Source organism: Gemmatimonadota bacterium (assembly GCA_026705765.1).
GTDB lineage: Bacteria > Latescibacterota > UBA2968 > UBA2968 > UBA2968 > VXRD01.
In genome coordinates this window covers 15,038-28,464 of sequence record JAPPAB010000137.1, presented here as the reverse complement: position 1 = coordinate 28,464, position 13,427 = coordinate 15,038, and the positions used below count along the sequence as shown (strand labels likewise).

The following is a 13,427-nucleotide window of genomic DNA, read 5'->3' as shown; positions in this document are numbered from 1 at the left end:
AATGCAATACTTTGGAGAAAGGATTGATCATGAGCAGTCAGGATTCGCTTTTTGCCGATAGCGGGCTCCCGCCGCAATTGGTCGCTGACTTGCGTGATCTGAACCCGTGGTGGGAGGGCGATCCCATGCCTCTGCAACCGCAAACGCGCCGCCATCTGGTCGTGCAGATGCGTCGCCGTCTGGATGCGGAGATAGCTCCTATCATCGTGGTGCGAGGCCCGCGCCAGGTAGGAAAGACGACGGCACAGTTTCAAATTATTGCGGATTTGCTCGACGAAGGCGTGCCTCCCACAAGCATCCTTCGCGTGCAGTTTGAGGAATTGGCATCGTTGCAAAGGATAGAGGATCCGATTCTCGCCATTTCCCGCTGGTTTGAACGAAAGATAACAGGGGCGCGTTTCAATGCGTTAGCGCGAGATGGCCAGAAGGCATATCTCTTTTTTGACGAGATTCAGAATCTGGACGGCTGGGATGCACAACTCAAGTTTCTCGTAGATAATGCCTCTGTGAAAGTTGTCGTTACTGAAAGTTCCGAACTGGAGACTGAAAGAGGCTGGTATAGTCTGGCAGGGCGCACTAACACTATTGACGTCGGAAGCCCTGACAGAGCGTCCTGAACTCACCACATTAGCCGGGCATCTCGCGGAGAGTATTTTCGGCGCAACTGCCTCGACGATTCACGGATTGGACATCGCCCATTTTCCCGAACGGGGAATAGACCGCGAAGTGGATTTTGTTTTGACTGTCGGTGCTCAACGCGTGCCGGTAGAAATCAAATATCAACGCAGGATAGATCCCTTACGGGATACGCTGGGCATTCGGTCATTTCTCGAAAAATCAGTGAACAATGCCGCTTTTGGCCTGCTGATCACGCAGGACAATTCCGAAGAAGTTGACGATCCCCGAATCGTTAGCATGCCCCTGTCAACCTTCATGCTTCTCAGATGATGAGATGTGGTGGAAACTGTCTGAAGCGGTGTGCAACTGGTGTCAGGCCAGTTCATCAGGATGGGCAGAGCCTGCACTGGAGTGGTTCTATCCAGTAATGAAAAGATGGACAGGATGAGGGTTTGGTGGGATGGTCGAGATGGTGTTGGGGACGGTCCCCTGCTTAAGACATGTAGGGGCAGGCCCCGTACCCCCTACGCGGTAGGCTCCCGTCTGTCATCGCAGTAGTGGAACAGCAGAAAGGAAAGATGTGAAGCCAATTATCTTACAACTGAAATCTACTGATATCGAAGCAGTGGACGATTTAATGAAACACAACATTAGGACGCTCGGCTTTCTTACCAAAGAAACTCTTTTAGACGGTTTTATAAAAAAAGGAGGCGCGTTAGGTGCCAAAACTGATGATGGTCAACTTGTGGGATATCTTCTTTTTGCTGCTTATACAAACTATTTCCGTATAGCCCAACTTTGCGTGTCAGAAAATTCTCGAGACCAAGGCATCGCAAAGCAGCTTATTGAGTTTCTAAAGAATTCTGCTACTACCCAGAAGGTCATAAAACTACATTGCCGTCGTGATTTTCCAGCGGATAAGCTTTGGCCTCAATTAGGGTTTGTGGCCTTTGGTGAAAAACCTGGGCGATCTAAAGACGGGCATCTTCTGACTCATTGGTGTCTTACTCTGGCCGAAGATGACCAATTGAAACTTTTTCAAGCGAAAACATCAGATGACACTTTTGATGTCATTATTGACGCGCAAATTTTCTTTGATTTTGATGAGATAGATAGTGACAAGTCAGGGCCCTCCAAAGAGCTACTCTCTGATTTTTTTATAGATTCTCTCAACCTTCGGGTTACGGATGAAATATTCAATGAAATCAACCGAAATAGCGATCTCAATCAGCGCATAAAATCCCGAAATAGAGCCCAAAATTTCTTTCCGGTAGAGCCCGAGCCACGCTTGGTTGAAAATTTTGATGAAATTTTAAGGAAAATTTTACCCGATAATAGGCCAAACCAGGAATCCGATGTTAGACAATTAGCAAAGGCTGCTGCTTCCGATATAAACACTTTTGTTACAAGGGACCAAGCTTTTTTAAAAAAGGCAAAGAAAATTTCCGAACTGACTAAGCTTCAGGTGTTATCCCCGAATGAGTTAATTATTCAACTCCACGAACTTTCCGAAAGGCAATCTTATACACCCGCTCGTGTTTCGGGCTTTAGTCTTGAATGGCGCCGATTGAAATCTGGTGAACTTGCAGTTTTTCCATTTGATTCATTCCTTGTCCAAGGAGAGAGAAAAGGTAATTTCAGAGAAAAATTGAATGTTTTTCTTGCGAAGCCCAATCAATATGAATGCAAGATACTCTGGTTAAAAAATAAAGCCATAGCGCTTAGAGTTCTCACGAATAGTGGGAAAAAAATACTTGCTGTACCTTTTAGTAGAGTCTCATCTTCTGTGGATTCACTATTCGAACGTTATCTCATTGTGGATACTGTTGACAAGGCCGTAGAAAAGAATCTCAGCATGGTGAAATTTGAGCAAGCCTCTCTTACTCCTAGCCTAGAGTCAGATCTTTTGATGATGGGATTTACAAAATGTAACGACGGTTTTGTGAGATTTTGTTTTTCGCGTTGCCTTGAACGCCAAGAAGTATTATCTGCTATTGCTGAATTATGTCCCGAATCCACAAGTAATTATCAGAATATGTCAGATATTGAGCTTGTCCGACACTGTTCACCTTTGAATTTGGGGACTGTTCAGAATTACTTTCTAATACCGATTCGCCCAGGTTATGCGATGAGTCTTATTGACATCCACCAATCAGCCGAAGATCTCTTCGGAGGAAATACCAAGGTATTGTTGCGCTGGGATAACATTTATTATAAAAAGAAAACTCACCATAAGATGCTTAAGCCACCCGCCCGGATTTTGTGGTACGTAAGTGGTAAAAAACAAATTGTGGCGGTATCCCACCTTGATGATGTTGAGATAGGTACTCCCAAAGTGCTATTCAAGAAATTTAAAAATCTCGGGATACTGGATTGGAAGCATCTCTATGAAATGTGTGGTCGTAATACAGAAACAGAGATCATGGCGTTGAGATTTTCGCACACATTTCCTTTTCCACAGCCGGTTTCATTAGAGGCGATGAGAACGGTTTTCAAAGAGGATAATGTTGGGCTGGGGCTACGATCTCCATTAAAAATACCTACAGAAACATTCTGTAAACTCTTTCACCTTGGATACCCGGGTAGGCCATGAACACAATAACAAAACCATTACTTTTGTCATTGAAGCCTTGTTATGCAGACTTGATTTTTGAAGGATTAAAAAAAGCCGAGTTGCGTAGGCGTATTGCGTCCTGTATAGAGGACCGTGATGTATTTATTTACGTGTCAAGCCCTGTCAGGCAACTCCGCGGCGGTTTCCGCGTGGGACATGTTTGGCAGGGTTCGCCCGAGGAAATTTGGAATGAGGTATCTGAACTCGCTGGTGTCGATAAGCGAGGTTTTGATACCTATTATGAAGGGTGTGAAATTGCTTATGCCCTGCAAGTCACGGACGTTTGGGAATATGAAAATCCGGTTGATTTGAGCAAGCTGAGAAATCTATTCTCGAATTTTGTAGCTCCTCAATCCTGGCGGTATGTTAAGCCTGAAGAATATCGATCTTTCCAAAAAATGAAACGCCAAATAAAGGAAGATGTGTTCAATGGCTGACTTAACTGCTCATGAGAGCGAAAGCCAGCGTGTCCAGAAAGTTGGGCAAGTATATCGCGACAAAGGCTATGATGTGTTGATCGAACCTCAGGGCGATCAATTACCTGATTTTTTACAGGCGTTTCGGCCAGATTTGATTGTGCATAAAGGCGATGAGCATATTGTGGTCGAAGTAAGAGTGCGTGGACAGGTTTCTGATTTTCCTCAAGTCAATGAATTGGCAAAAATTGTCAAAAACGAGGCTGACTGGAAATTTGAGTTGTTTTTATTGGGACCAGAAAATTCATTTTTTGTGAATGGAGCTTCGCTATTTACTGTCGAAGAAATTCGTTCAAAAATTGTGGAAGTGGCTCTATTTGTGGAAAACGGGCATTTAGAGGCTGCATTTCTTGTGGGGTGGTCTTTGGCGGAAGCGACTTTGAGAGTCCTGGCGGTGAAAGAGGAAATAGCGGGCGAAACAGCAACGCCCGATTATCTGCTTAAGCAAATGGCTTTTGAAGGGATCATTGCACGAGAAACATATCACGAACTCAAACACGCACAGAAAACGCGAGATGCGGTTGCCCATGGTTTTAAGTCGCCGCAACTCACTGTTGAGACGGTGCAAGAATTGATTGATTTGATTGATGGGGTTCTGCTACAGGAATTAGATAATGTGGCAGAGGATTAGTACACGCCAGTGGGAATCTGGCTAAAAGTTAGAATGGAATAGGACCGTTGCTGATCTTCCTACATTGGAGAATTTCCCTTTTATATCTATTTTGGGTATCTTGATTTCGGAAATAGAGGAGTTAAACAATTTCAGTGTCAACCAGGTGTTTGTAATAGTTTTCCTTCGACATCTTACAGGATACAATTTTTCGGTATTGACTTATTGAAACATGTAGTTGGCGACAAATGGTTTTCAAAAGTCCATCTCCAATATCTTGAGTGCCGCGGCTTACAACCGTCCTTACACGTACTTTTCCAGCGTCAAATATCCATATTTCATGTTTTCTTCCTTCTTTTTTAACAAATTTGAGCTTTCTCAGTACCTTTCTTCGGTGTTCTTTCACATTCATACCCCGAAAACCTTTTTCAAGAATTGATATCGTCTTTTCTGATATGGAGAAATGTTATCAGAAATATTTTTATCGTCTGAAAGTTCATCAATAACAATCTCTGTTAAACACTCTAATGCTTCTTCCAAATCATCACTACTACCCGCGATAATGTCTGGGAAATCCTTAAAATATACCGCCCAAGACCCATCTGGAAATTCTTCAAAAATGATAGGCCAATGTCCGGAAGGCAGGGGTAAATCAATTTGAAATTCATGGACTGGAGAAGATATACCTTGTCCTTTATTTTTTTTTGCAAAAGGCAACTTATGCGTTAGCAGTCTTTCATTGTTGTCATCCGTAAGTCGATTTCTCCACCAATGATAAAGGAAGCGAGAGGCAGTGTTCTCTTCTGATAGCACATTCTCTGCTTTTTCCATACACCTGTCTCCTTGTATGCGCCTATTGGCGCGTGGCTTCTGCTGTGTATGCGCGGATTGCGCTGTTTTTTGAAGGATAAAAAACTCCTTGACATAAAGTCAAGTAACTTTTTGCATGTACAGCATTTCGGCCCTATCCTACATAAGCCCCTTTTTTAGCGCGTTACATATCTGGGACGATTGATTGCTTCTGCAACCTGGATATGTGCTACATCTTCGGTTTTGGGACGTACGACGATATCAATGTCCCGGTCCAATGCCCGCAAGAAAGACAACAGACGCTCGATAGAAAATCCGCCCAGTCGTCCGTTTTTGAGCGCGGATACTTTGGGTTGGTCGATGCCGAGAACACCTGCGGCTTTTTTTTGCGTCCAACCTTTTTGTTGGATGATTTTACTGATTTGAATTGCCAGGTCTGATTTTGCCAATTCTTCATCAGGACGATCAAATCCCAGGTCCTTAAAAACGTTGCCGGCCCCTACGGTGTAGTTTGCTTTTTCGCTCATGTTCTATTTTTCCAGTATTTTTGTGGTTTTGCATACACAAGATATAATATGCTAAATTCAGCATATTTATGCAAGTTCATTTTTTAGGGAGGATTCGCAGTGTCCCATCAACCAAATATTGTAGTTATTATTACCGATCAACAGCGCACGGATACGATGGCGTGTTATGGCAATGAGTGGATTCAGTCGCCGCATCATGACGCACTGGCCGCGCGCAGTTTTGTTTTTGAGAATGCCTATGTGACGCAGGCGGTTTGTACGCCGGCGCGCGGGTCGTTGATTACCGGGCTTTATCCGCATTCGCATGGGTGTGTGGTCAATGGGATCCCGCTGAGGGAGGAGACGTTGTCCATAGCGGAGATGATGCCCGATGCGTACCGCAAGGGGTATGTGGGCAAGTGGCATTTGGGAGATGATGGCAACTGTCAGCACGGGTTTGACGAGTGGTGCAGTATTGCGGATGGGTGCGGGTACCACCAGTGGCTGCTGGATCAGGGCTTTGCGCCGAATGTGCCCAACAGGTTTACGCCCCAACAACGCGCGGAGATGCCGGCTTCCGCGCAGATTGGGGCTTATGTGGGCGCGGAGTCCGAGCGGTTTATTCGCGAGAATACGGAGCGTCCTTGGCTGCTCGTTGCCAGTACGTTTGAGCCGCATCCGCCTTATCGGGGACCTTATGACGGGTTGTACGATCCGGAGGAGATTCCGGTGGGACCGACGTTTTTGAAGCATCCAGAGGGGCATTCGCTGTTTAACCGCGTGCGCTCGGATTTTTATCGCAATACTACGGATGCGCGGGTTGTGGCGGAAGATATGACGCGGGATGAGAATTGGCGGAAGTTGCGGGCGCAGTATTTGGGCAATGTGAAAATTGTGGATGATGCCATTGGTCAGATGGTGCAGGCGCTGGATGAGACGGGTCAGATGGAGAATACGATTTTTGTGTTTACGAGTGATCACGGCGAGATGGCGGGCGATCATCGCATGTGGGAGAAGCGGGCGTTTTACGAGGAGTCGGCACGGGTACCGTTTTTGATGCATGTGCCGTGGTTGAGTACAGAGCAGACGCGGGTGGATGGGGTGTTTGGTCACGCGGATCTGGTTCCGACGCTTTTGGATCTGGCAGGGCTGCCGATTCCAGACCAGTGTCAGGGTGAGAGTGTGGCAGGTGCGTTGACAGGTGAACGCGATTTGAAGGCGCATATGGCGTTTATGGAGTGGAATGGGATTGGCGACCGCAATTTGGGGAATCCGGATATCAATTTGGTGGCGACGCTGCCGTGGCGTTGTGTTGTGACGGGCGACCGGTGGAAGTTGAATTTGTGTGCGGGCGATCAGTGCGAGTTGTTCGATTTGAATACCGATCCTTTTGAGGAGCATAATTTGTTCGATGCGCCCGAGCATCGGGACCGCGTTCGCAATATGTCGGCGGCGATTCGCTTGTGGCAGCACGAGACGGGCGATACGGCACCTTTGCCGAGTATATAAAAAAACGAATCAACGAATAGACGAATCAACGAAACGGGGTATGAAGGCGAGTAATTCGAGCATGACTGCGCCAGCAGTTCATCAACGAATCGGGAGAATAAAAATGGGTTTTTCGTATTGTTTGAATACCAGCACGATTCGCAATGAGGGCGTTTCTGTGGTTGATGCCATCGATATCGCGGCGGATGCGGGGTATGAGGGGATTGAGCCATGGGTAGCAGAAATTGATGCGTGGGTTGCGGGGGGTGGTTCGCTGTCTGAGATACGCGATAAGGCAGCGGGTAGGGGGATTCAGATTGTCAATTTGATCGCGTTTTTTGAGTGGTCAGTGCCAGAGGATGAGGAGCGGGCAAAGGGGCTTGAAGAGGCGCGTCGCTGTTTTGAGATGGCCGATGCGCTCAATTGCACGTATGTCGCGGCACCGCCTTTTGGGATTCGAGACCGGGATGTGGATTTGTTTTCTGTGGCGCGTCGCTATGGTGAGTTGATGGATGAGGTTGCCGGGTTTCGAGCGAAACCTCTGCTGGAGTTTTGGGGTATTGCACAAACTCTGGGTACGTTGGGCGAGGCTTTGCTGGTGGCGGCTGAATGCGGGCGGCCCGATACGGTGCTGCTGGCGGATGTTTATCATATGTACAAGGGGAGTGGACATTTTCACGGGCTGGAACATCTGGGTCCGGGCAAGCTGGGGCTGGTGCATGTGAATGATTATCCAGCGTCGCCCGGCAGGGATACCATAACAGATGCGGATCGGGTTTATCCGGGGGATGGCTTGGCGCCCTGGGCAGAGATTTTGGCGGGGTTTGAGAATGCGGGGTATGAGGGGATGTTGTCTCTGGAGTTGTTTAATCCGGGTTATTGGGAGAAGGGGTCTGTTGTGGTTGCTGAAGAGGGTCTGGCAAAGCTCAAGGCGTGTGTGGAATGAGTTCGAAAAATATTTTTGGCAATGCGCTACCCGCGCGTGTGCCGTTTTATTATGGCTGGGTGGTTCTGATTTTTGCGGCGGTTGCGATGGTGGCGACGCTGCCGGGCAGAAGTGTTGGTATTGGTTTGATTACGGAGCCTTTGATCGCGGATCTGGGGATTTCCCGGCTCGATTTTGCCAGGATGAATTTCTGGGCGACGATTTTTGGGGCGTTGTTCAATTTGATCTGCGGGGTAACTATTGATCGCTTTGGGGTTCGCGCTGTTGTGACAGGGGTGCTATTTGTTCTGAGTCTGGTGGTTTTGGGTTTTAGTCAGGTGGCAGGTGCTGGTTTTTTGCTTTTGTTGCTGGTTTTGATGCGGGGTGTGGGGCAGAGCGCGCTGTCTGTGGTTAGTTTGACGATGGTTGGCAAGTGGTTTGTGCGGCGGTTGAGTGTTGCGATGGGTATTTTTGCCGTGCTTATGAGTCTGGGTTTTGCGGTTGCTATTGTTGTTGCTGGTGATGTTGTGCTCAAGCAGGGTTGGCGGGTTATGTGGTCGGGGCTGGGGTGGATTTTGATGGTTCTATCTGGTTTGTGTCTGCTATTTGTTCGTCGAGATCCGGAGGCGGTTGGGCTGGATACCGAGGTTGTAAAAGATGATGAGTCGGATGAGCCGGTGATTGGATTTACGCTCGTACAGGCATTGATGACACCGGCTTTTTATGTGTTTGCTATTGGGAGTGCGCTCTACAATCTGGTTATTGCGGGGGTGATGCTGTTCAATCAGTCTATATTGAGGGAGTTGGGGTTTGATGAGACGGTGTTTCAATATGCGATGGCGGTGTTTATGGCGACGGGTTTGTTGGGGAATTTTACAGCGGGGTGGGCGGCGCGCCGATGGTCTTTGGGCAGGCTGATGACGATTGCGATGCTGGCGGTTGGCGTTTATTTGATCGCGTTTCCGGAGCTTAAAACGCCGGGGCAAGCGCTGACACATGCGGGATTGCTCGGTTTTTCAGGTGGCGTGGTTTCGGTGATTTTTTTTACGGCGTGGGCAGATATTTTTGGCCGTCTTCATCTGGGTAAGATTCAGGGGGCGGCACAGGTGTTTGCGGTTTTGGCTTCTGCAACAGGTCCGTGGTTTATGGAGTCTATTTTTAGTTCTGCGGGATCTTATGCACCCGCGTTTTACGCGCTGTCACCAGCGGTGTTGATAGTTGCCGTTTTTGCCTGGTTTGTGAATATTCCCAGGCCAGAAGATGCGCCGGTATAGTTTTTAGAGGGGTGTGTATGAAGTGGATCTTTATTTTTGCAGTTGGTATGGCCAGTGCGGCGCTGGCACAGGATATGCCCTGGCACTATGATTTTGAGGATGAGTCCGGGGCCTACCGGGTAGATGCGGGCAGCGAGGTGTCGCTTTCGATGAGGCGGTACAAAGGGGGACAGCACTCCTTGAAGTGGTCATGGCAGAATAATGGGCGGATTTTGTTCACGGATCCCGCGCCGGGACGCAATAAGGCGCTGACCGGGTTTCGGGCGTGGGTGTATAACGAGGTGGCGCTCGATGAGGTGCTGACGTTTCGGTTTGGGACAGAGTCTGAATTGGCTGCAAATAATCCGCGCTACCAGTTTGAGTTTGGTTTGAATTTCACGGGCTGGCGGGCGATGTGGATCCATTTACGGGATGATGCGCGGAACAGGTCTTATGAGGGGGCGAGAAATGGGCGTGTGACGGCGTTTGAAATCAGGGCACCGAATAGCGGGGCTGTTTATCTGGATCTGGTGGCGTTGGTGGAGAGAATTCACCCCAGGCGGTCTCCAGATGCTCAGGTTCCCTTTGTCAATGCGAATAGAGCAGATAGGAGCCGCGAATATCGATGGAGTCAAAACAGGTTGCCGGGTCCTCTTCCTTTGCAGATTACCGATGATGAGAGACAGGCGTTTGAGACGATTGCCCGGCGATATGAGGCGTGGGTGCTGGGTGCTGGGGTGAAGGATGACCAGCGGGAGCCTGTGAGGATTCGGCTCAATGAGCTTAAAGACTATATAAGACGCGGGTATCGTAGCTTGGCGGATTACGAGATTCGACGCGAGGATGACCGCATTTTGGGGAAGCCCCTGTTTGCCGAGCTGTCGCCCTATGAACCCCTTTTTCAGAGTGTTTTTCAGGGGGTTTTGTTGCGTCTGGTGCTGGATTATCGGTTGAATGGGAATGAGGAGGCGAGAGACCGGGTGATAGATATTTTCGATTATTTGCACGATCAAGGTTGGGCAGATGGCAGTGGTGTTGGGGCGATGCATCACGAGTTTTTGCGGGTTGCGGGATATGCCCATGCCGTGTATTTGATGCGGGATGTTTTGCGGAGCAAGGGGTTACTGGCGCGAGAGTTGGCGACGCTGAAATGGTTCAGTATGTTTGGCGAGTTGTATGAGGATCCGCAGGTGCCGGGCGCGAATGCGGATTTTTTGCGTTCGGTGGCGATGTATCGGTTGTTGTGCATTTTGATGATGGACGATTCGCCCGAGAAGGTGGCGAATATGCGTCGCTATATTGTATGGCTCAATAATGCACTATCTATTGCGCCTGGGTGGCTGGATACGATTAAGCCGGATTTTGTGGGTTTTCACCATCGAGGTATTTACGCGAGTGGGTATGCGCCAAATGCTTTTCACGTGGCTTCTGTGCTGGTGTATTTGTTGTATGATACGCCTTTTGCAGTTGCGGATGATAAGCGCGATAATTTGAAGCAGGCACTGTTGACGTCCAGGATTATGGCGAATACGTATGATATTTCAATGGCTGTTAATGGTCGTTTTCCGCGGAATACAGCGGTGGCTACCAAACTTTTGCCGGCGTATATGTATGTGGCTTTGAGCTATTCTCCGGTGGATGCGGAATTATCGGGCGCGTTTATGCAGCTTTGGAGACCTCAATCGCAGTTGCTGATAGAAGATTTGTTTGAGCGGGTATCGGTGCGGCTGATGTATTTGCACACGCCGGGTGCGATGCAGATGATGGCAGATTTTGCAGAGGCGGGGTACGCACCTGCCGCTCCGCCGTCCGGGCACTGGACTCTGCCTTATGGCGCGCTGTCCATACATCGGCGTGGGGACTGGATGGTGAGTATGAAGGGGTGGAGCAAGTACGTGTGGGATTACGAATCGTCGGGGAGGAATAATCCGCTCGGTCGTTATTTGAGCTATGGGACGATGCTGATTTACGCGAATGGCGATCCGGTTGGCCGTGAGGCGAGTGGGATTGTGCGAGATGGATGGGATTGGAGTATGTGGCCCGGTACGACGGCGATTCGCCTGAGTCATGAGCAGCTCAAACACGAGGGACGCGATCGCAATTTTTCGGATGAGACTTTTGTGGGTGGGGTGAATTTGGAGGGACAAGATGGCGTGTTTGCGCTGAAGTTGCACGATACGAGATTCAATACGAGTTTTCGGGCGGTTAAGACGGTGTTCTGTTTTGACGATGTGCTGGTTTGCCTGGGGTCGGGTATTGAGAATGATGATGGTGGGCATGCGACGGTGACGCCGCTATTTCAGGCGGCTATCTCTGAGGACCGTTCTACGGGGGTGAATGGGGAAAGTGTGCATGCGATTCCATACATGTTTTCGGGGACAATGGGGCAGAGGGCATGGCTGATGGATTCTCTGGGCAATGGGTATGTGGTTCCCGATGGGGGCGATTTGCGGGTGCAGCGTCAGGTGCAAGTTTCTAAAAATTATGGTAGGGATAGCGGCGGTACAGGGGCTTTTGAACTGGCGTATCTGGATCACGGGAGCGCGCCTCAGGATGCGTCGTATCACTATGCCGTGCTGGTTCAGAGGTCGCCGGATAGGGTGCGTGCGTTTGCGAGTTCACCGGAATACTATGTGTGGCGGCAAGATGGTCAGGCACATATTGTGCATCACCGGGGGATGAAGGCGACGGGTTATGCGCTGTTCGATAAGGATGCAAGGCCGACAGGTGGACCTGTTGAGGCTGTATCTTTGCCGAGTTTGGTGATGGTCCGAGAAGTGGGTGACGGGTTATTGCTTTCTGTTGCTGATCCGGATTTTGGGTGGGACTGGGAGATTCAAACGCCGCACCGTCAGGATGGTTCGCTGATTGTCAATCAGGCGAGTATGCCGCGGAAGGTGGAGGTGACAGTGCGCGGAAAATGGCGTTTGGATGGTGCGTATGATCTGGCGGACGCAAGGGTTCAGTCGGATCAGACGATTGTGGCGTTTATGTGTCAGGATGGTAAGAGTGTGGAGGTGAAGTTGGTGAGGGCGGATTAGGCGTTTGGAGAGAAAAAATTAATAGCAAGCCTCTTGACTCAAATGGGGATATAGGATAAATTGAGCCATTGGTTATAACGAGTTTTTTGATTTTATTTTTTGGAGGATTGGATGATTTTTGAGGACGATGTGATCCTCGAGGATGAGGATAAAGAGGAAGACGGCGCGTCGAAGAACGGTATTTTGAACAAGGGACTGATAGATGCGCGTACGATTTTGATTTCCGATCCCGTGGATCACAAATTGACGGCTAAGGTGACGGCGCAGTTGCTGTTTTTGGATCATGAAGATCCAGAAGAACCGATTAAAATTTTTATTAATTCGCCCGGCGGTAGTGTGTACGATGGGTTTGCGATTTACGATATGATTCGGTTTATCCGCCCCAGAGTAAAAATTATCAGTGCGGGTCTGTCAGCCAGTGCGGCGACGGTGATTATGATGGCGGCAGATAAGGCAGATCGGCTGGCTTTGCCAAATTCTCGCCTTATGATTCATCAGCCCTCAATGCGGTTTCAAGGGGTGGCTGAAGATGTGCGACGCACGGCTGAGGAGGTCGTGAAGATTAAGAAGAAGATTAACGAGATGTATGCCGATGAGACCGGTCAGCCACTTGAAAAGATTGAGGAAGATACGGATCGAGATTATTGGATGAGTCCCGATGAGGCTGTGGAATACGGGTTGATCAGCCGGGTTGTGAATGGGTTTGATGAGATAGGTGAGTGAAGGCAATTAAAAATTAAGAATTTATGTTGCGCAGTACTTCAGATAAGCCCTCACAAAAACACACCCTCACAAAACGCCATCAATCAAAGCCATTATGCACAGCGCGCAAGTCCGTCTCGCAGCGGGCATCCTTATGGTATCCCAACTGTGCAGGCCACAGCATGGCGTATTATCACAAAAACGCTTTGCGCTGTGCAAGCCCCCCGCAGGGGCGCCCTTTTTTTGCTTCATTTTTTTGGGCGCGCAAAAAAATGAAGTCGCCGAAGGCATGAAAAGGAAATATATAGAAAAACTCTATTTATACCACAACAGTAGGAATTATGTACACCGCATCTATTTTTTAAAAAAGTCTCCGAAGTAAGG

At 48.7% G+C, this 13,427-nt stretch carries 12 protein-coding genes; 10 read left to right on the top strand and 2 right to left on the bottom strand.

Features of this window, described 5'->3' with window-relative positions; translation table 11 throughout:
- The first annotated feature begins 29 nt into the window (after nucleotides 1-29).
- The 5 genes from OXH16_18290 to OXH16_18270 all read left to right on the top strand — a co-directional run bounded on the left by OXH16_18290 (nucleotide 30) and on the right by OXH16_18270 (nucleotide 4,339).
- On the top strand, nucleotides 30-617 hold the full coding sequence (locus tag OXH16_18290) for an AAA family ATPase (protein ID MCY3683352.1): 588 nt from the start codon (nucleotides 30-32) through the stop codon (nucleotides 615-617).
- A complete protein-coding gene (locus OXH16_18285) occupies nucleotides 586-948 on the top strand; it encodes a hypothetical protein (protein ID MCY3683351.1) in 363 nt (120 codons plus the stop codon). The genes OXH16_18290 and OXH16_18285 overlap by 32 nt, the downstream gene beginning before the upstream one ends.
- A gap of 250 nt (nucleotides 949-1,198) precedes the next feature.
- Nucleotides 1,199-3,211 (top strand): GNAT family N-acetyltransferase, encoded by a 2,013-nt coding sequence (locus OXH16_18280; protein ID MCY3683350.1) that lies wholly within the window; start codon nucleotides 1,199-1,201, stop codon nucleotides 3,209-3,211.
- Nucleotides 3,208-3,669 (top strand): hypothetical protein, encoded by a 462-nt coding sequence (locus OXH16_18275; GenBank protein MCY3683349.1) that lies wholly within the window; start codon nucleotides 3,208-3,210, stop codon nucleotides 3,667-3,669. The genes OXH16_18280 and OXH16_18275 overlap by 4 nt, the downstream gene beginning before the upstream one ends.
- Nucleotides 3,662-4,339, top strand: a complete 678-nt coding sequence (locus OXH16_18270; GenBank protein MCY3683348.1) for a hypothetical protein — start codon at nucleotides 3,662-3,664, stop codon at nucleotides 4,337-4,339. Before OXH16_18275 ends, OXH16_18270 begins: the two co-directional genes overlap by 8 nt.
- A gap of 387 nt (nucleotides 4,340-4,726) precedes the next feature.
- Here OXH16_18270 and OXH16_18265 read toward each other — a convergent pair whose 3' ends face one another.
- Both OXH16_18265 and OXH16_18260 read right to left on the bottom strand, forming a co-directional pair.
- A complete protein-coding gene (locus tag OXH16_18265) occupies nucleotides 4,727-5,149 on the bottom strand; it encodes a hypothetical protein (protein MCY3683347.1) in 423 nt (140 codons plus the stop codon).
- A 155-nt stretch (nucleotides 5,150-5,304) separates the two neighbouring features.
- On the bottom strand, nucleotides 5,305-5,655 hold the full coding sequence (locus OXH16_18260) for a helix-turn-helix transcriptional regulator (protein MCY3683346.1): 351 nt from the start codon (nucleotides 5,653-5,655) through the stop codon (nucleotides 5,305-5,307).
- Between the two features lie 99 nt (nucleotides 5,656-5,754).
- Here OXH16_18260 and OXH16_18255 point away from each other — a divergent pair, with 99 nt between their 5' ends.
- The 5 genes from OXH16_18255 to OXH16_18235 all read left to right on the top strand — a co-directional run bounded on the left by OXH16_18255 (nucleotide 5,755) and on the right by OXH16_18235 (nucleotide 13,064).
- Nucleotides 5,755-7,143, top strand: coding sequence for a sulfatase-like hydrolase/transferase (locus OXH16_18255; GenBank protein MCY3683345.1), 1,389 nt, complete (start codon nucleotides 5,755-5,757; stop codon nucleotides 7,141-7,143).
- 103 nt (nucleotides 7,144-7,246) lie between these two features.
- Nucleotides 7,247-8,068 (top strand): sugar phosphate isomerase/epimerase, encoded by an 822-nt coding sequence (locus OXH16_18250; protein MCY3683344.1) that lies wholly within the window; start codon nucleotides 7,247-7,249, stop codon nucleotides 8,066-8,068.
- Entirely contained in the window at nucleotides 8,065-9,321 is a 1,257-nt protein-coding gene (locus OXH16_18245) for an MFS transporter (protein MCY3683343.1), read from the top strand. The genes OXH16_18250 and OXH16_18245 overlap by 4 nt, the downstream gene beginning before the upstream one ends.
- 17 nt (nucleotides 9,322-9,338) lie before the next feature.
- Entirely contained in the window at nucleotides 9,339-12,341 is a 3,003-nt protein-coding gene (locus OXH16_18240) for a chondroitinase family polysaccharide lyase (GenBank protein ID MCY3683342.1), read from the top strand.
- A gap of 111 nt (nucleotides 12,342-12,452) precedes the next feature.
- On the top strand, nucleotides 12,453-13,064 hold the full coding sequence (locus tag OXH16_18235; GenBank protein ID MCY3683341.1) for an ATP-dependent Clp protease proteolytic subunit: 612 nt from the start codon (nucleotides 12,453-12,455) through the stop codon (nucleotides 13,062-13,064).
- Nucleotides 13,065-13,427: the final 363 nt, after the last annotated feature.